At 45.5% G+C, this 17,818-nt stretch carries 16 protein-coding genes; 11 read left to right on the top strand and 5 right to left on the bottom strand.

Annotation, left to right across the window (positions count from 1 at the left end; translation table 11 throughout):
- The first annotated feature begins 12 nt into the window (after nucleotides 1-12).
- From recN to DWZ67_RS12230, 4 genes are all read left to right on the top strand, one after another.
- Entirely contained in the window at nucleotides 13-1,683 is a 1,671-nt protein-coding gene (gene recN / locus DWZ67_RS12245) for a DNA repair protein RecN (RefSeq protein ID WP_087333018.1), read from the top strand.
- A 28-nt stretch (nucleotides 1,684-1,711) separates the two neighbouring features.
- On the top strand, nucleotides 1,712-2,452 hold the full coding sequence (gene rlmB, locus DWZ67_RS12240) for a 23S rRNA (guanosine(2251)-2'-O)-methyltransferase RlmB (protein ID WP_005831382.1): 741 nt from the start codon (nucleotides 1,712-1,714) through the stop codon (nucleotides 2,450-2,452).
- 3 nt (nucleotides 2,453-2,455) lie between these two features.
- Nucleotides 2,456-4,159, top strand: coding sequence for a serine protease (locus DWZ67_RS12235; protein WP_057256435.1), 1,704 nt, complete (start codon nucleotides 2,456-2,458; stop codon nucleotides 4,157-4,159).
- Between the two features lie 225 nt (nucleotides 4,160-4,384).
- Nucleotides 4,385-4,759: a RidA family protein gene (locus DWZ67_RS12230; protein WP_009038217.1), complete on the top strand. Its 375-nt coding sequence runs from the start codon at nucleotides 4,385-4,387 to the stop codon at nucleotides 4,757-4,759.
- Here the strand turns inward: DWZ67_RS12230 and DWZ67_RS12225 are convergent.
- The gene (locus DWZ67_RS12225) at nucleotides 4,727-5,980 is read right to left on the bottom strand and encodes a bifunctional folylpolyglutamate synthase/dihydrofolate synthase (protein ID WP_009038218.1); all 1,254 of its coding nucleotides are present in this window, start codon (nucleotides 5,978-5,980) and stop codon (nucleotides 4,727-4,729) included. The genes DWZ67_RS12230 and DWZ67_RS12225 overlap by 33 nt on opposite strands.
- A 168-nt stretch (nucleotides 5,981-6,148) precedes the next feature.
- Here DWZ67_RS12225 and DWZ67_RS12220 point away from each other — a divergent pair, with 168 nt between their 5' ends.
- Together DWZ67_RS12220 and DWZ67_RS12215 are read left to right on the top strand one after the other, a co-directional pair.
- Nucleotides 6,149-7,474 carry a PhoH family protein gene (locus tag DWZ67_RS12220; RefSeq protein WP_005832353.1) on the top strand — a complete coding sequence of 442 codons (1,326 nt, stop codon included), beginning with the start codon at nucleotides 6,149-6,151 and terminating at the stop codon, nucleotides 7,472-7,474.
- 184 nt (nucleotides 7,475-7,658) lie between these two features.
- Nucleotides 7,659-9,563, top strand: coding sequence for a polysaccharide biosynthesis protein (locus DWZ67_RS12215; RefSeq protein WP_120027306.1), 1,905 nt, complete (start codon nucleotides 7,659-7,661; stop codon nucleotides 9,561-9,563).
- A gap of 94 nt (nucleotides 9,564-9,657) precedes the next feature.
- Here DWZ67_RS12215 and DWZ67_RS12210 read toward each other — a convergent pair whose 3' ends face one another.
- The 3 genes from DWZ67_RS12210 to DWZ67_RS12200 form a co-directional block, all read right to left on the bottom strand.
- Nucleotides 9,658-10,635 carry a dihydroorotate dehydrogenase-like protein gene (locus tag DWZ67_RS12210; protein WP_009038219.1) on the bottom strand — a complete coding sequence of 326 codons (978 nt, stop codon included), beginning with the start codon at nucleotides 10,633-10,635 and terminating at the stop codon, nucleotides 9,658-9,660.
- An 18-nt stretch (nucleotides 10,636-10,653) separates the two neighbouring features.
- Nucleotides 10,654-11,319: a YggS family pyridoxal phosphate-dependent enzyme gene (locus DWZ67_RS12205; protein ID WP_087333023.1), complete on the bottom strand. Its 666-nt coding sequence runs from the start codon at nucleotides 11,317-11,319 to the stop codon at nucleotides 10,654-10,656.
- Nucleotides 11,320-11,398: 79 nt separating this feature from the next.
- The gene (locus tag DWZ67_RS12200) at nucleotides 11,399-11,863 is read right to left on the bottom strand and encodes a DUF4494 domain-containing protein (RefSeq protein ID WP_005831367.1); all 465 of its coding nucleotides are present in this window, start codon (nucleotides 11,861-11,863) and stop codon (nucleotides 11,399-11,401) included.
- 1,394 nt (nucleotides 11,864-13,257) lie between these two features.
- On the opposite strand from DWZ67_RS12200, the gene DWZ67_RS12190 reads away from it, so the two are divergent.
- Genes DWZ67_RS12190 through DWZ67_RS12170 form a run of 5 tightly spaced genes read left to right on the top strand, consistent with a single transcriptional unit; the run spans nucleotide 13,258 to nucleotide 16,945 of the window.
- Nucleotides 13,258-13,791: a UpxY family transcription antiterminator gene (locus DWZ67_RS12190; protein ID WP_117652578.1), complete on the top strand. Its 534-nt coding sequence runs from the start codon at nucleotides 13,258-13,260 to the stop codon at nucleotides 13,789-13,791.
- A 45-nt stretch (nucleotides 13,792-13,836) separates the two neighbouring features.
- Nucleotides 13,837-14,322 (top strand): UpxZ family transcription anti-terminator antagonist, encoded by a 486-nt coding sequence (locus DWZ67_RS12185; protein WP_117652577.1) that lies wholly within the window; start codon nucleotides 13,837-13,839, stop codon nucleotides 14,320-14,322.
- Nucleotides 14,323-14,341: 19 nt separating this feature from the next.
- Nucleotides 14,342-15,313, top strand: a complete 972-nt coding sequence (locus DWZ67_RS12180) for an SDR family oxidoreductase (protein ID WP_009038225.1) — start codon at nucleotides 14,342-14,344, stop codon at nucleotides 15,311-15,313.
- A gap of 33 nt (nucleotides 15,314-15,346) precedes the next feature.
- Nucleotides 15,347-16,612: a nucleotide sugar dehydrogenase gene (locus tag DWZ67_RS12175; protein WP_120028686.1), complete on the top strand. Its 1,266-nt coding sequence runs from the start codon at nucleotides 15,347-15,349 to the stop codon at nucleotides 16,610-16,612.
- Nucleotides 16,613-16,624: 12 nt separating this feature from the next.
- A complete protein-coding gene (locus DWZ67_RS12170) occupies nucleotides 16,625-16,945 on the top strand; it encodes a hypothetical protein (RefSeq protein ID WP_009038227.1) in 321 nt (106 codons plus the stop codon).
- Nucleotides 16,946-17,188: 243 nt separating this feature from the next.
- Here DWZ67_RS12170 and DWZ67_RS20440 read toward each other — a convergent pair.
- A partial coding sequence (locus DWZ67_RS20440) for an IS4 family transposase (RefSeq protein WP_243635162.1) occupies nucleotides 17,189-17,818 on the bottom strand: 630 nt, incomplete at its 5' end.

Below are 17,818 nucleotides of genomic sequence, written 5' to 3'. Positions count from 1 at the left end.
GTCAATATCCTTATGTTGCGTTCGCTTTACATACAGAATTATGCGCTTATTGAAAAGCTCGATATCAGCTTCAGCAGCGGTTTCTCGGTGATAACGGGTGAGACCGGTGCTGGAAAATCCATTATTCTGGGTGCCATCGGTCTGCTGCTGGGACAGCGTGCCGATGTGAAAGCCATTCGTGTAGGAGCTTCGAAGTGCATTATTGAGGCCCGTTTTGATATTTCCGCTTACGGTATGCAGCCTTTCTTTGAGGAGAATGAGTTGGAGTACGAGGAAGAATGCCTCCTGCGCCGCGAGGTGTCCGCTTCGGGCAAGAGCCGGGCATTCATCAATGACACGCCTGCTTCATTGGCTCAGATGAAGGAGCTGGGAGAACAGCTGATTGACGTGCATTCCCAGCATCAGAACCTATTGCTGAACAAGGAAGGATTTCAGTTGAATGTACTGGACATCTTGTCGCATAACGAAGAGGCCTTGTCTGCTTACCAGCATATCTTCGGAGCATGGAAGCAGGCACAGCAGGATTTGGAGGCCCTTGTTGCCCGTGCCAATCAGGATAAGTCGGACGAAGACTATATCCGTTTCCAACTGGAACAGTTGGAAGAGGCACACTTGTCTGCCGGTGAGCAGGAGGAGCTGGAGCAAGAGGCAGATACGCTGAGCCATGCGGAAGAGATAAAGGCCGGACTCTATCGGGTAGGGCAGACGCTCTACTCGGACGAAGGAGGCTTGTTGTCCGGGCTGAAGGAATGCCTGAATACGATGCTCGGCCTGCAGAGGGTTTATCCGGTTGCCGGGGAACTTGCCGAACGCATGGAAAGCACTTATATCGAGTTGAAGGATATTTCGCAGGAAGTGTCGGGTAAGGAGGATGAAATAGAGTTCAACCCCGAACGTCTGGATGAAGTGAACGAACGTCTGAACTTGATTTATACGCTCCAACAGAAGCACCGCGTTTCCACTGTCGGTGAACTTCTGGCGTTGACGGATGAATACGCCGCCAAACTCTCAGCCATCACTTCGTCCGACGAGCACATCGAGGAACTGAAAGCGCGTTGCGACGCTTTATATAATAAGGTGAAAAAGCAGGCTGCCGTCCTCACCAAGGCGCGTACTGCCGCTGCCCGTGAAGTGGAGAAGCAGATGGCTGCGCGGCTGGTTCCGTTGGGCATGCCCAATGTCCGTTTCCAGGTAGAGATAGGTGCCCGCAAAGAGCCGGGCATACACGGGGCGGATACTGTGAACTTCTTGTTTTCCGCGAATAAGAACGGGGCATTGCAAAGCGTCTCCTCCGTAGCTTCGGGTGGTGAAATAGCCCGCGTCATGCTCTCCATCAAAGCAATGATAGCCGGTGCCGTCAAGCTTCCTACCATTGTATTCGACGAAATAGATACCGGAGTCTCCGGCGAGATAGCCGACCGCATGGCGGATATCATGCAGGAGATGGGCGAGCAGGACCGCCAGGTAATCAGTATCACCCATCTGCCCCAGATTGCTGCCCGCGGACGCGCCCATTATAAGGTGTACAAGCAGGACAACGAGACGGAAACAAACAGTCACATCCGTCGTCTGACCGACGATGAACGTGTGGAAGAAATAGCCCATATGCTGAGTGGCGCTAAGCTGACCGAAGCCGCACTGAACAATGCCAGAGCATTGCTGGAAGTATCAAATAGTAAATAGTAAATCGTCAAATAGTAAATACCCATATATGGTTGATAACAGTGAAATGATTTTCGGCGTCCGTGCCGTGATAGAAGCCATTCAGGCAGGAAAAGAGATAGACAAGATATTGGTAAAGAAGGACATTCAGAGTGATTTGTCAAAAGAGCTGTTCGCTGTCTTGAAAGGGACTTTGATACCGGTACAGCGCGTTCCGGTGGAACGCATCAACCGCGTGACACGGAAGAATCACCAGGGAGTGATTGCCTTCATCTCTTCAGTCACTTACCAGAAGACGGAGGACTTGGTACCTTTCCTTTTCGAGCAGGGCAAGAATCCTCTGTTTGTGATGCTCGACGGCATCACGGATGTCCGCAATTTCGGCGCCATTGCCCGTACTTGCGAGTGTGCGGCGGTAGATGCCGTGATTATCCCTGCACGGAACAGTGTATCAGTCAACGCAGATGCCATGAAAACTTCGGCAGGAGCCTTGCACACTTTGCCCGTTTGCCGCGAACACAGCCTGAAAGAGACCCTGCAATTCCTCAAGAATAGTGGTTTCCATATCGTGGCAGCCACGGAGAAAGGCGATTACGACTATACCAAAGCCGACTATACCGGTCCGATGTGCATCATTATGGGTGCCGAAGACAAGGGGGTGTCCTATGACAACCTGGCGTTGTGTGACGAGTGGGTGAAGATTCCCATGTTGGGAACCATCGAGTCCCTCAATGTTTCCGTTGCAGCCGGCATTTTGATTTATGAAGCGGTAAAACAAAGAACCAACTAAGATATGAAAAAGAAATTGCTGTTGATGCTCACTCTCTGTTTATTGGCTCAGTGGAGTGTGGCACAAGCCCCGAAGTGGGTAGACAAAGCCAAACGTGCCGTTTTTTCGGTGGTGACCTACGACCAGGACGATAAGATACTGAATACTGGAAACGGCTTTTTTGTCACTGAAGATGGCGTTGCGCTTTCTGACTACACCTTGTTCAAAGGTGCCCGGCGCGCCGTTGTGATGAGCTCGGACGGGGCACAGATGCCGGTGGAGGCCATTATGGGAGCTGATGACATGTACGATGTTGTCAAGTTCCGTGTCGGCATCCCCGGAAAGAAAGTCACGGCACTCACTTTGGCTGCTGTGGCTCCGGCCGTCGGTGCGGATGTATATCTGCTGCCTTATTCCACCCAGAAGGACCGTTCCTTCACTGCCGGGAAAGTAAAGGAAGCTGATAAGATTTCCGGTAACTATTCCTATTATACACTTGATATGCGTTTGAAGGACAAGATGGTGAGTTGTCCGCTGATGACTGTGGACGGGCAGGTCTTCGGCCTTGCGCAGAAGTCCTCCGGACAAGACACGGCTACCATCTGCTATGCCATTGATGCCAATTTCGCCATGTCGCAGAATATCTCCGCATTGTCTTATGGAGATATGTCATTAAAGGGCATCGGTATCAAGAAGGCATTGCCCGATACCGAAGAGCAGGCTTTGGTGTTCCTCTACATGGCTTCTTCCCAACTGTCTCCGGAGAAGTATATGGAGACTCTGAACGATTTCATTGCACAATATCCTGCCAGTGCCGACGGTTATCTGCGCCGTGCTTCCCAGCATCTGTTCATGTCCCGTGAAGATGCTTCCATGGATAAGGTCGCCGCAGATATGGATAAGGCTTTGGAGGTTGCCGCAAAGAAAGATGATGTGTATTACAACCGGGCCAAGATAATCTATAATTATGCATTGGGCAAGCCCGAGAAAGTTTATAAGGACTGGTCGCTCGACAAGGCTCTGGACGAGGTACGGAAAGCGATAGCCATTGACGAGCTTCCGGTTTATGTCCAGTTGGAGGGTGACATCCAGTTTGCCAAGCAGGACTATCCGTCGGCATTTACCAGCTATGATAAAGTGAATAAGACCATTCTGGCCTCTCCGGCCACCTTCTTCAGTGCCGCCAAGACCAAGGAATTGATGCAGGCGCCTGCCGAGGAGGTACTGGCTCTGATGGACAGTTGTGTGGCCCGCTTTACCCAGCCCTATACGGAGGAAGCCGCCCCTTACTTGCTGGAGCGTGCCCAAGCCCGTATGAATGCAGACCAGGCGCGTAATGCCATGCTGGATTATGACGCCTATTACAATGCCGTGAACGGTAAAGTGAACGACATGTTCTACTATTACCGTGAGCAGGCTGCTTTGAAGGCCAAGCAGTACCAGCGTGCGCTGGACGATATGGCGAAAGCCATCGAACTGAATCCGGAGGATTTGACTTACCGTGCCGAACTGGCAGTGGTGAATCTTCGCGTGGGACGTTACGAAGAGGCGTTGAATGTGCTGAAGGCTGCTCTGGAGAAAGACCCTAAGTATGCCGAGGCCTACCGTCTGATGGGTATCGCCCAGCTGCAGATGAAGAAGGACAAGGAAGCTTGTGCCAGCTTTGCCAAGGCAAAGGAATTGGGTGACCCCAATGTGGATGCTTTGATTGAGAAGCATTGCAAGTAAAGGGATGGGATAGAATAAAGGCTCTGCTTTCGCAAGCAGAGCCTCTGTTTTGGGGAACTCCCCCGTGTTAAATGAGTTAAGTCTAGGTATAACAGGTTATGAGTGAAATTACGTTGTTTTATTTATAAAATGCGTGGATTTCCGGAATACTGCATATACTTCGGATTTTTTTATGAGAAAAAAGAAAATAGACCCGATTATTAATAAAAACAAACTTTGACAATCATGAAGAAAGTGATTTGCAGCCAGAAGGCACCGGGCGCCATAGGCCCTTATAGCCAGGCTATCGAAGCCGGCGGAATGGTATTTGTATCAGGTCAGTTGCCTATTGATGCAGCTACCGGAGTGATAGCTGAAGGTGCTGAAGCGCAAGCCCGCCAGTCCTTGGAGAATATAAAGCATATCCTGGAAGAGGCAGGTCTGAGCATGGCAAATATTGTGAAGACAACCGTTTTCCTGGCAGACATGTCCTTGTTCGCTGATATGAACAAGGTATATGCCACTTATTTTGACGGTGCTTTCCCGGCACGTTCGGCTGTGGCAGTGAAGGCGTTGCCCAAAGATGCCTTAGTAGAGATTGAGTGCATCGCGGTTCGCTAACAAGTCGGCCACAATGAAACTGCTGCCTCCCACGAAGATGAAATCTTCCGGGAGGCTTTTTTCTTGTGCGGCCCGCACGGCGGCAGGTACATCAGGATAGCAATGTCCTTCCAGACCTGCTGCTTCGGCAAGCTCCTGTAGTTCGCTTTCGGGCAATGCTCGCTTCACGCTGGCTTTGGTGAAGTAGTAGGTCGCTTCCCGGGGCAGCAGGGCCAGTACCCCCCGTATATCCTTGTCATTCACCATGCCTATGATGATGTGTAGCTGGCGGTAAGCCTGCTGTTTCAGTTGTTCTGTAATGTAGGTGATGCCTCCCACATTGTGGCCGGTGTCACAAATCAGGGTGGGCAAGTCCTGCAGTTTTTGCCAGCGTCCCATCAAGCCCGTCAGTTCCACCACACGGGCAAAGCCACTGCGCACTGCTTGTCCGTCCAGCCGGTAGCCGGCTTCTTTCAGTAGCGGGAGGGCGGTGAGGATGGTCCGGGCATTTTTCTGCTGGTAGAGTCCTTTCAGTTCGTATTCTATTCCGGGATAGTCTTCACGGTCATTCTCCTCGGCAAAGTAGATGGGAGCACCTGTTGTCTGTGCTTTTTCCAGAAATACCGGTTTCGTTTCGGGAGTGGTCTCACCGATTACAACGGGGATGCCGCTTTTAATGATTCCTGCCTTCTCTCCTGCGATTTTTGCCAAGGTGTCCCCCAGGAATTGGGTATGGTCAAAACTGATGTTGGTGATGATGCATACATCCGGACGGATGATATTGGTACAGTCCAGGCGTCCGCCTAGTCCCACCTCGATTACGGCTACATCCACCTTTTCATCGGCAAAGTAGCGGAAGGCCATGGCGGTGGTCAGCTCAAAGAAAGAGGGATGGAGGGGTTCGAAGAAGCCACGTTCCTCCTCTACAAAACGGATGACGTATTCCTCGGGTATAGGCTGTCCGTTAATCCGGATGCGCTCCCGGAAATCCACCAGATGGGGCGAGGTATAGAGCCCGACCCTGTATTCTGCCTCTTGCAGTATGGCGGCAAGCGTATGCGAGCAGGAACCCTTTCCATTGGTACCAGCCACATGAATGCTGCGGAAACTGCGGTGGGGATGTTCGAAGTGTGCGTCCAGGGTCAGAGTGTTTTCCAACCCTTCCTTGTATGCTGAGCCGCCCACTTGCTGAAACATGGGCACACTGTTATATAAGTAAGTTAAAGTGTCCTGATAATCCATCTTTTATAATATTTAACGGAGAAGCAATCCTTTCTCCCTATTAATTTGTTATCTTTAAAAGCGACAAAGATAATGCAGACCGAACGCAATCAAGCTTGCTTGAAATTGCTTGCAGTGTAGCTTATCTTAAGCTTATGCAAAGGTATTAACAATTTAAATCTAACGTGTATGGGAGCTAAGAAAAATTTTGTGATTGATACGAATGTGATTCTTCACGATTATAACTGTTTGAAGAATTTTCAAGAGAATGACATTTATCTTCCCATCGTAGTCCTTGAAGAACTGGACAAATTCAAGAAAGGTAATGAGCAGATTAATTTCAATGCGCGTGAGTTCGTCCGTGAGCTTGATTTGATTACCGATGATAATCTGTTCACCAAAGGGGCGCCATTGGGAGAGGGCTTAGGCCGTCTGTTTGTGGTGGCAGGCATGGTGGACTCTCCCCGAGTACGTGATTCCTTTCCCGAACGCATCCCCGACCATCAGATTCTGTCGGTAGTGGACTGGCTTTCCACCAAAAAGCCTAAAATGAAAACCATCCTTGTCACGAAAGACGTGAATCTGCGCATGAAGGCGCGTTCCATCGGTCTGCTGTGCGAAGACTACATCAATGATAAGGTAATCAATGTGGATATATTCGAAAAGTCGAATGAAGTGTTCGAGGGTATTGACCCTGCGCTGATAGACCGCATTTATTCTTCCAAAGAAGGACTGGACATCAACGAGTTCGATTTTAAGGACATCATTCGTCCCAACGAATGCTTTGTGCTGAAGAGTGACCGCAGCAGTGTGCTTGCGCGTTATAATCCCTTTACCCATTCGATTTGCCGGGTCAACAAGACAAAGAACTATGGCATTGAACCGCGTAATGCCGAGCAGAGCTTTGCTTTTGAGGTGCTGAACGACCCGAATATCAAGCTGGTTGCCCTGACCGGTAAGGCGGGAACCGGTAAGACCCTGCTGGCACTGGCCGCCGCATTGGGAAAACTTACCGACTACAAGCAGATTCTTCTGGCACGTCCCATCGTGGCCTTATCCAATAAAGACCTTGGATTCCTTCCTGGTGATGCCAATGAGAAAGTGGCTCCTTACATGCAGCCTTTGTTCGATAATTTGAATGTAATCAAGCATCAGTTCGCTGCCAATTCCTCTGAAGTGAAACGCTTGGAGGATATGCAAAAAAGTGAACAATTGGTCATCGAGGCATTAGCTTTTATCCGTGGGCGCAGCTTGAGCGAAACCTACTGTATTATCGATGAAGCCCAGAACCTGACCCCACATGAGATTAAGACCATCATCACCCGTGCCGGCGAAGGTACAAAAATGGTGTTTACCGGTGATATTCAGCAGATAGACCAACCCTATCTGGACAGTCAGTCCAACGGGCTTGTCTATATGATAGACCGCATGAGAGACCAGAATTTGTTTGCCCATGTCAATCTGGTGAAAGGGGAGCGCAGCCAGTTGAGCGAGTTGGCAAGTAATCTGATGTAGCGGATACCGCATTTTCTGGGGCAAAACTATTTCTATCCCGCTTTCTGACTGTTAAAACGGGGGAGGCGGGATAGTTTCTTTATAGACGATAAATAATTGTTATAACATTTTTTTATCGATTTATTGTCTGTTTTGACTAAAATAGTGTATCTTTGCCTCGCCTAAAACAAAACTGTCAAGCGAAATGAAGCGAAATTTTTTTCATCGGTATCTTTCCGCGAAAGTGCTTCCGATATGGACTATTCTGTTAATTGATGTATTTATCATCGTCATATCCAGTCTGTTGGCCTATGCTCTCCGATATGATTTCAGAAGCATTTTTCTGGAATCATCTACCATTGACAAGACCATTTTATGGACGGTTGCTGTCAACCTGATTTTCTTCCGTGTTTTCCGTACGTATTCCAATGTACTGCGCTTTTCCTCCTTTGTGGATATCATGCGCATTTTTGTGTCATTGACGGTGTCGTATGCACTGCTGATGATAACGAGCGTCCTGACGGAAAGCTATTTGGAGTTTAACCTGGCTCCGGTCAGCGTGCTGTTCATGTCCTATATCATCAGCTTTGCCATGATGGCATGCTCCCGTGTGATTGTCAAGACTTTCTTCGAGGCGCTGAACTTCGACGGCACCCATAGTGCCAATGTGTTCATTTACGGTGCCAAGGAAGCCGGGGTCAACATTGCCAAGGCATTGCGTGTCAATCTGCGCAACCACTACCGTCTGCGCGGATTCATTGCGGACGAACCTGAGCTTATCAACAAGGTGATGATGGGTGTCAGGGTGTTCCCCAACGATGATACGCTGATTGATGTGCTGAACGACCGCGATGTGCAGACCATCATCATTTCTCCTGCCAAGATGGAGGAACTGAAGAAGTCCGACATGGCTGACCGCCTGCTGGTGCACAACATCAAACTGATGACCGCGCCTCCCTTGAGCGAGTGGAACGGCCAGGCGCTGAGCCGCACACAGTTGAAGGAAATTCAGATTGAGGACCTGCTTCAGCGCAATCCTATCGAGATAGATATCCATAAGGTTGCCTCTCATCTGGAGGGCAAGCGTGTGATGATTACGGGCGCCGCCGGCTCCATCGGCAGTGAAATCATGCGCCAGGTGGCTTCGTTCAATCCCTATAAACTTATTTTAGTGGACCAGGCCGAGACCCCTCTGCACGACATCCGTCTGGAACTTCAGGACCGTTGGCGCGACATCGATGCCGAGACCATCATAGCCGACATCTCCAATGCCACGCGCATGGAGGATATCTTCAGGGAGTTCAAGCCCCAGTATATTTTCCATGCGGCCGCCTACAAGCATGTGCCGATGATGGAGGACAACGTTTCCGAGTCCATCCAGGTGAACGTATTCGGCACGCGCACCGTTGCCGATCTTGCCGTGAAATACGGTGCCGAGAAGTTTGTGATGATTTCTACGGACAAGGCTGTTAACCCTACAAACGTGATGGGCTGTTCCAAGCGTATTTGCGAGATTTATGTGCAGTCTCTTGCGAAGAAGTTGCAGAAGGAGGGAGGCCATGCCACTCAGTTCATCACTACGCGTTTCGGCAATGTGCTGGGTTCCAACGGTTCTGTCATTCCCCGTTTCCGCGACCAGATTCAGCGTGGCGGCCCGGTGACAGTGACCCATCCTGAGATAATCCGTTACTTCATGACCATTCCCGAAGCTTGCCGCCTTGTTCTTGAGGCCGGCAGTATGGGCAACGGCGGTGAAATCTACATCTTCGACATGGGTAAGCCGGTGAAGATTGTGGACCTTGCCAAGCGTATGATCAGCCTTTCCGGACGTACGGATGTGAAGATTGAATTTACCGGTCTCCGTCATGGCGAGAAGCTCTACGAAGAACTCTTGAATGTGAAGGAGCTTACAAAGCCCACCTATCATGAGAAGATTATGATTGCTACGGTGCGTGAGTATGACTATGACGAGGTGAAGGAGCGTATTCAGAAACTGATTGATGTAAGTTACACCTATGACCAGATGAAAATTGTTGCTGCCATGAAGGATATTGTTCCGGAGTTCGTGAGCAAGAATTCCTGCTTTGAGGCGCTGGATAAGAAGAAATAAAAAGATAGCGGTATAGTATAAAATGAAAGGGTGATAACGTCATTGTAGTGTTATCACCCTTTCAATTTTATTGTCTTCTTGTCAGTCTTTTGTCTCATTCATGTGAAGAGAAGTATTTCAAGAACTGTGTACGTTCGAAGGTATTGACTCCCTTCGGGTCGTTTACGTTCAGAATACCTTTGAACTGGCTGATGGTTTCCATACCTTTGCGGTCCATCCACAAGTTGAGGAAGCGGATGTATTCTTCAATGATGGTAGCTGAATTCTGATAAAGCACACTGCATATCTCTACGGCCGAAGCACCTGCTAATATTGCCTTGACAACGCCTTCGGGCGAGTGGATACCACCGGAAGCGGCATAGTCCAGCTTGTTTACGGCTGCCGAAGCGATGCCTATCCAGCGCAGGGCTTTAGACAAATCGGCTTCGTTGCTGAATACGTTGCCGGATACTTGTATCATTTTCTCAATGTTGATGTCCGGCTGGTAGAAGCGGTTGAACAGCACTACTGCGGCGGCGCCGTTGGCGTACAGTTGGTCTATCAGAGCTATCGGATTGGTCAGGTTGTCGCCCAGCTTCATGATGACGGGTATCTTGACCGTCTTCTTGATGTGGCTCAGAATGTCGATGTGGCGTTGCTCGAAGGTTCCATATGTATACTGTACATCCGTCTGCAGTGCAAGGATATTGATTTCCAGTGCGTCTGCGCCGGCTTCTTCTATTTTGGCGGCAAATTCCACCCAGTCGGCATTCTGATAGCAGTTGATGCTGGCTATGATGGGGATGTTGCAAACCTTTTTGCTTTCCTTAATCAAGTTCAGATATTCGCCTAACTTATGTTCACGGATATATCCTACAAGATAGTCACTGCCTTCGGGATACATATTCGGGTCTCCCATCCAGTCAGCCTCCATCATGATTTGCTCTTCAAAGAGTGATTTTAGCACAATGGCACCTGCACCGGCCTCAGATAGTTTCTGGTTCTTGGCGGCACTGTCTGTCAGTCCGGAGCTGCTGACGATAATGGGGTTTCTGAGTTTCAGCCCTGCAAAAGTAGTTTCTAATGTTGCCATGATAATGATTTTTTATGGTTAATAGTTTCTTTCTCCAAAAATCTTGCTTCCTACACGTATCAAGGTGCTCCCGGCTGCAATGGCTTCGTGGTAATCGTGAGACATTCCCATGGACAGTTCCCGGAATGACTCTGCATCGGCAAACCACTTGGCTTTCACTTCATTGAAGAAGCTACTTAAAGAACAAAACTCTGTTTTGATTTGTTCGTCATTGTCCGTATTTGTGGCCATGCCCATCAATCCGCATATCCGGATATGCTTGAGCTCTCTCCATTCACCGGCTGCCAGCATTTCCCGGCATTCGTCAAAGCTGAATCCAAACTTGGTCTCTTCCCGGGCAATGTGCAGCTGTAGCAGGCAGTTGACGGTTTTTCCGGCTTTGGCAGCCTGCTTGTCCACCTCGGCCAACAGCTTGTAGGAGTCTATGCCATGAATCAGCGCTACGTAAGGAACGATATATTTTATTTTGTTTGTTTGCAGATGCCCGATGAAATGCCATTCTATGTCTTTGGGCAGACTTTCGTATTTGGCGGTCATTTCCTGCACCTTACTTTCTCCGAACACACGCTGGCCGGCACGATACGCTTCTTCTATCGCCTCGTTGGGGTGAAATTTGGAAACAGCCACCAGCCGTACCTTTTCAGGCAGTTCGCTCAGTACTTGTTTTAAATTCTCTGCAATCATCTTTTTTTTGAGTTATGAGTTATGAGTTATAAGTTATGGGTCGCAATAATAACTCATAACTTATAACTCATAACTTAAATTAAACTTCCGGTTTGTCGTCAGGCTCTGCACTGTACGGATATACATCCATGATTGCTGTTTCCGCTACAGATGCTATCTGGTAGTCAGCCATTGTGCCTTTCATGCCCTCATCCAGTTTCTTCACTGCATCACGCAGGTCGGCAGCCTGCACCAATACCTGGGTAGAGGTTTTCTTTTCCGCACCGCTTTTCTCGTCCAGTGTGATGAAGACCAGCTTACATTTAAACCAGCGGTCGGCAGCTTCCTCTTCGCTGGGGAACAATTCGCTATAGTTGGCACGTTTGATGTCCGATACGGTGAACTCTCCCGAAATGAACGGCGTCATCTCTTCGATGATGCGTGCTTCCGCTTCCGTAAAACTGAGGGCATCTACCAGGTACGGTTCGGTCACCTTCTTGTTCATTCCATTTTCCATTGTTTTCTCGTAACGGATCTTACATTCAAACCATGTATGCATTGCCATAATTTTCTGTTTTTAATTATTGATTTATTGTTAGTTAAGCTGCTTTATGCGTGCCTATGCCCGCCAAAAGCAGTGCAAAGATAGCCAAAAACTAAATGGATATAAAAAGTTGCCTTGCATTTTATGTGAAAATTTTATTGGAGAACCGGGACGGTACGTATGGGCATAAAAAAAGGAGTACCGCTGTACTCCAACCTTTGTTAACCTTAAATCTAATACTATGAAAAACACATTGCAAAGGTACGGACTTTTTCGACATTTGCAAGAGTATCGGGGCATAAAGTGTGTATTTGTAACACTTATTATATTTTATGCCTTTGTACTACATCTTTTTTAAAACTTAAGGCGTGTTGCTGAAACATAAATTTGCATCTGCTTTGCTTCCACACTTCCACCCATCTCCTGTATCTCCCTATCCATCGGCATTTACCCTGCGGTGGAAGCAACTTGAAAAGGTGGAAGCAAAATTTGCTTCCACCTGCCAAAAACGCCTGAGTTTTGTCGTAACTTATTATCCTTTAACATAATACCGCGCGTGGGTTACATAAATCGGTCAGTGTAGTTTTCCTGCATTTTCGAGTTTGCCCGACTATGAATAGTGGAGTCTGATGTCTTTTAAGTTGCTGTACAATACGTTTGCACCTTGTGCGCAATAGGCGCGGGCTACGTACTTCATCTGTAAAAGCCTTGGAGTTAGTGACGCCTAACGGCCATGAACAACCCTGCTTATGGTCGTTAAACGATTGCTTCATGGCCATTAGCAGAGCTGTTCATGGCCGTTAGGCGTTATTAATTCCCTATGCAACAGTGGACAAACAAAGGGCGAAAAGTAAAGTAATGCTTTTGTTTTAGATAGAAATCCATGGGCTTTCACTCTCTCCATAGGTTATGGAAGTGGGCTTTTATTTCACTTGCGTTCTGTGCGATAAATTCCCATTTATCAGTAGGTATATTTACGAAACTTCAATAATGCATTTATGAGGGTAAGATGTTGGAATGTAGAATGATATATTGGAAATGATGAGGTGTTTTTTAAACGTTCGTTTAATGAACGCAAAGATAAGCTGTATTTTTTGAACTAACAAAATGTTTAATAAAAATATTCCCAAAGTGATTTCTGTTTCATATTAATATATTGAATTGCAGCAGTGTACGTCTAACATTTAACATATTAAAGTTCTGTTCCTTTTTAACTTTTATGCCTCTACTTATTTTCTTAAAAATAGACGTTTATTAAACGAACGTTTATTGGACACTTTTATGAGTCTAATATCTTCTTTAATAGCTTATTATCATTGCAAAAGTGTACAATACGGTTTGGGTGGGAAAATGTCTCGTTCAAACCGCGAAGCGCACCCGGAACTGAGCTAATTCATTCGAAAGAAAATTTCTAAGTGACTGAACAACAGAAATATTGGTTTGCGGCTCGCACCCGTGACAAGCAGGAATTCACAGTCCGGAAATCTTTGGACCGACTTAAATCGGAAGAGCATTTGGAGCTTGACTATTATCTCCCCACGCGCTTTGTCATTTCTCAATTGAAGTATCGGCGTAAGCGTAGCGAAGTTCCGGTAATCCGCAATTTGGTATTTGTTCATTCCACCAAGCAGACAGCCTGCGATATATCCAACATCTATAATGTCCCCCTTTTTTATATGAAAGACCTTGCTACACATTCCATGCTAGTGGTACCGGATAAGCAAATGGAGGACTTTATGTTCGTAATGGATTTGAATCCTGACGGTGTCAGTCTTGATAGCGAAATTCTTACTGTTGGGCATAAAGTAAAAGTTATCAAAGGCGAACTCAGTGGTATTGAAGGTGAGGTTGCCGTCGAAGCCAATAAAACATATGTTGTTATCCGCATTAAAGACCTTTTGACTGCAAGTGTCAAAGTCCCCAAATCCTATCTGAAAATAATCGGGTGACTTCTAAATAAGTATAATCTTATATTTTAATCATATATCATAATAATGAATGATTTAACTTCCCGTGCTCTTGAGCTTCAGCATGCAGCTCATGAGCTGATGTATCTTGGTATGGACGGTAATCCGGTCTATTCCGACACTTTTTGCCGGTTGAATAAGGAAGTGCTTGTTAAGTCCGATTCTCTTTTTTCTGCTCAAAGTTCCGATGTTGCAGAGGAGGCGAATATATGTCTGGCTCTTTTGATGGGGTATAATGCTACCATCTATGATGATGGGGATAAGGAGCAAAAGAAACAGACTGCCTTGAATCGTGCTTGTGAGGTTTTGGGTCGGCTTCCGGCTTCTTTGCTCAAAGTCCGCTTGTTGGCTTATACGTATGGCGAGGTTTATGAGGAATCTTTGCTTCAGGAAGCTCATGCTATTATAGATGGTTGGGGTAAGGAAGTCATGACGGCAGAGCAAGTGGAGTTGGTGAAGGAGTTGAGGAATATTGAGGAGAATCCTTATCCGTTTGAGGAAGTTGAAGATTGATTTTGAATAATATAGATATATGCAAACAGTTTTAGTAACAGGTGGAGCCGGCTTTATCGGTTCCAACCTTTGTGAGCATTTGCTTGCTCACGATTATCACGTTGTCTGTCTGGACAATTTTGCTACCGGAAAAATAGAAAATCTTCTTCCTTTATTAAATCAGTATCCGCAAACTTTTAGACTGATAGTTGGAGATATACGTAATATATCCGATTGTCAAAAGGCAGTGGAAGGAGTGGATTATGTATTACATGAGGCTGCTCTTGGATCAGTTCCACGTTCTATTAAGGATCCGTTAACGACGAATGAAGTCAATATCGGTGGTTTCCTGAATATGCTGGTTGCTGCCCGTGATGCCGGAGTGAAACGCTTTATGTATGCGGCCAGTTCATCTACTTATGGTGATAGCAAATCTCTACCTAAAGTGGAAGATGTAATCGGTAAGCCTTTGTCACCTTATGCCATTACTAAATATGTGGATGAACTGTATGCGGATGTGTTTGCTCGCACATACGGTATGGAGTGCATAGGCTTGCGCTATTTCAATGTTTTCGGCCGTCGTCAAGACCCGTTTGGGGCTTATGCTGCTGTTATTCCTCTATTTGTAAAGAAATTGATGGCTCATGAGAGTCCGATTATTAATGGGGATGGTGAGTACAGCCGTGATTTCACTTACATAGATAATGTCATCCAAATGAATATGCTTGCCATGACTACTACTAATCCTGAAGCAGTCAACCAAGTTTATAATACTGCTTATGGTGAGCGTACAACTCTGAATCAATTAGTAGATTATTTGAAAGAATTTTTGAGTGAGTTCGATTCAGAAATTGCAAATATTGAAATACTGCATGGCCCTAACCGTTTAGGAGATATTCCTCATTCATTGGCTTGCATTGATAAGGCTAAAAAATTATTGGGATATAATCCTAAATTCAATATGCGCGAAGGGTTGAAAGGGGCTGTGCTGTGGTATTGGAATAATATTTAATCTTCTATTAACTAAACAAAATTATTCATAGGTATGAATGAAGTAAAAATTGCCGTAATCGGACTCGGTTATGTAGGGCTTCCTTTGGCCCGTTTGTTCTCTACAAAATACAAAACAGTAGGGTTTGATATGAATCAGGCACGGGTAGATGCGTTAATGAAAGGGCATGATGCTACGCTGGAAGTATCGGATGAATTATTGCAGTCAGCCATAGCCAACGGATTTATTTGTACAGCTGATATTGAAGATATTCGTGATTGTAATTTTTATGTGGTGGCCGTTCCTACTCCTGTAGACAAGAACCACAATCCTGACTTGACTCCTCTTTATGGGGCAAGTACTACCGTGGGTAAGGTGATTTCAAAAGGGGACATCGTAGTTTACGAATCAACGGTATATCCAGGCGTAACTGAAGATGAATGTATTCCGGTGGTAGAGAAAGTGTCCGGTTTGAGATTTAATATTGATTTTTTTGCAGGTTATTCACCTGAACGCATTAATCCGGGAGACAAATTGCATACAGTGGAGAAGATTAAGAAAGTAACTTCCGGCTCTACTCCTGAGATAGGTAAGAAAGTGAATGAGATATATGCCTCGGTTATTACGGCAGGTACTCATTTGGCTCCTACGATGAAAGTGGCAGAAGCTGCAAAGGTTATTGAGAATTCTCAACGCGATATTAATATTGCCTTCGTTAATGAACTTTCTAAAATATTTACCCGTATGGGTATTGACACGCAGGATGTGCTTGAAGCTGCAAGTACAAAATGGAATTTCTTGCCGTTTAAGCCGGGTTTGGTAGGTGGTCATTGTATAGGTGTTGATCCTTATTATTTGGCTCAGTGTGCACAAACCTTTGGATATAATCCGGAAATTATTCTTGCCGGTCGTCGTATGAATGACGGCATGGGAGAATATGTAGCCAATCAAGTAGTGAAGTTGATGCTGAAGAAAGGTATCCAGGTATTAAATTCTAACATATTGATACTTGGCTTTACATTCAAAGAGAATTGTCCGGATGTTCGCAATACGAAAGTGATTGATATCTATAATTCACTGAAAGAATATAATGTGAATATCACAGTATATGATCCATGGGCTAATCCTAAAGTGGTGAAGAATGAGTATAGCATTGAGGCTGTAAATGAATTGCCGAAAGAGAAGTTTGATGCTGTAATTTTGGCTGTGGCACATAAAGAATTTCTCCATCTGCAGTTGGATCATCTTCTAAAAGAACCATTTATTTTGTTTGATGTGAAAGGTGTGTTTGATAAGACGGCTGTTGATGGAAGGTTATAAAGACAACTGTTTATGAAAATTGCAATACATCATAGAATAGGCTCTTTTTCGGATGCTTGGATTGAATATTGTCGGGATAATCATATTCCATATAAGGTGGTTGATGCCTATAAATATGATATTATTGACCAGTTGACTGATTGTGACATTTTTATGTGGCATCATCATCATGCTATTTATAAAGATACGTTGTTTGCTAAACAGCTTTTGTGTACATTGCAAATAGCTGGAAAGAAAGTCTTTCCTGATGTGAACACTGGCTTTACTTTCGATGATAAGGTCGCCCAGAAGTATTTGTTGGAGGCTGTTAATGTTCCTCTGGTTCTTTTTTGAGTATTGATTGTAGCCTGTTTTATGAAAGTTGGAAAGTTATATAGCATTGGAACTTCAAACTTTTTTTGAGGAAAAAAAAGAATCTTTTAGAATTTGCGGATGAATGCTTTGTTATGAAATCTAATATAAAGTTTCTTTTTGCTTAACTGTGTTTGGTTTCTGACAAGTGAAATTAATATATCAAAGTTTGATATTTGATATATATATATTCAGTCATTAGTGTCCCATTAAAATTGGGACGAATTAAAAATTAAACAAACTTGGCCCATTTGGTCCGAATCGTTCTTTGTCATTTTGAAATTTAGTTTTATCAAAGAGGTCTCTCAGATGAGTCTTATCAGTCAATGAGATGCTCAGTATTTGTAACACTTCATATGTACTTCTGTTCAGTTGCATATCGTGTTGAATGATTGCCACCAAACAGTAAGCGCATATAGCAGCATATATCTGTATTCGAACAGCATTCTCTGTAGTTCCCCAAAATCTTTTGATTTTAAGGTGCTGCTTGAGCCATTTGAAAAACAGCTCTACCTGCCAGCGATTTTTATAAAGTTCAGCAACTTGAAGCGCAGATATATGCATCGCATTGGTTATGAATATAAATTCTCGTTCTTGTTCTTCATCCCAATATTTAACCAGCCTAAGTGGCTCTGGGTAATATTGTTTAGGATAGAATCCTGTCAGAAGTACACTCGCGTCTGAAAGCACATTCTTAGGCAGCCTACGTTTCCATTGGATGGATTTGTACCCGAGATTCTTTTTTGCTCTGACAACAAAGTAGGCTTCAATTTGATGAATTTTATACAGTATTTTGAAGTTGTTATAACCGCGGTCAAAGATGTAATAAGAGCTTGGTTCATAAGGAATTTCAAT

Source organism: Bacteroides sp. AF34-31BH (genome assembly GCF_003602795.1).
Taxonomy (GTDB): Bacteria; Bacteroidota; Bacteroidia; order Bacteroidales; family Bacteroidaceae; genus Bacteroides; species Bacteroides uniformis.
This window is presented reverse-complemented; position numbering and strand designations above follow the sequence as displayed.

Bases quoted from the DNA above. Each gene is read 5' to 3' on its own strand.
- DWZ67_RS12205 (WP_087333023.1), bottom strand. From the start codon at position 11,319: ATGATTGCAGAGAATTTAAAACAAGTACTGAGCGAACTGCCTGAAAAG.
- DWZ67_RS12210 (WP_009038219.1), bottom strand. From the start codon at position 10,635: ATGGCAACATTAGAAACTACTTTTGCAGGGCTGAAACTCAGAAACCCC.
- DWZ67_RS12230 (WP_009038217.1), top strand. From the start codon at position 4,385: ATGAAGAAAGTGATTTGCAGCCAGAAGGCACCGGGCGCCATAGGCCCT.
- rlmB (WP_005831382.1), top strand. From the start codon at position 1,712: ATGGTTGATAACAGTGAAATGATTTTCGGCGTCCGTGCCGTGATAGAA.
- DWZ67_RS12215 (WP_120027306.1), top strand. From the start codon at position 7,659: ATGAAGCGAAATTTTTTTCATCGGTATCTTTCCGCGAAAGTGCTTCCG.
- DWZ67_RS12225 (WP_009038218.1), bottom strand. From the start codon at position 5,980: ATGGATTATCAGGACACTTTAACTTACTTATATAACAGTGTGCCCATG.
- DWZ67_RS12180 (WP_009038225.1), top strand. From the start codon at position 14,342: ATGCAAACAGTTTTAGTAACAGGTGGAGCCGGCTTTATCGGTTCCAAC.
- DWZ67_RS12175 (WP_120028686.1), top strand. From the start codon at position 15,347: ATGAATGAAGTAAAAATTGCCGTAATCGGACTCGGTTATGTAGGGCTT.
- DWZ67_RS12220 (WP_005832353.1), top strand. From the start codon at position 6,149: ATGGGAGCTAAGAAAAATTTTGTGATTGATACGAATGTGATTCTTCAC.
- DWZ67_RS12200 (WP_005831367.1), bottom strand. From the start codon at position 11,863: ATGGCAATGCATACATGGTTTGAATGTAAGATCCGTTACGAGAAAACA.
- DWZ67_RS12185 (WP_117652577.1), top strand. From the start codon at position 13,837: ATGAATGATTTAACTTCCCGTGCTCTTGAGCTTCAGCATGCAGCTCAT.
- DWZ67_RS12235 (WP_057256435.1), top strand. From the start codon at position 2,456: ATGAAAAAGAAATTGCTGTTGATGCTCACTCTCTGTTTATTGGCTCAG.
- recN (WP_087333018.1), top strand. From the start codon at position 13: ATGTTGCGTTCGCTTTACATACAGAATTATGCGCTTATTGAAAAGCTC.
- DWZ67_RS12170 (WP_009038227.1), top strand. From the start codon at position 16,625: ATGAAAATTGCAATACATCATAGAATAGGCTCTTTTTCGGATGCTTGG.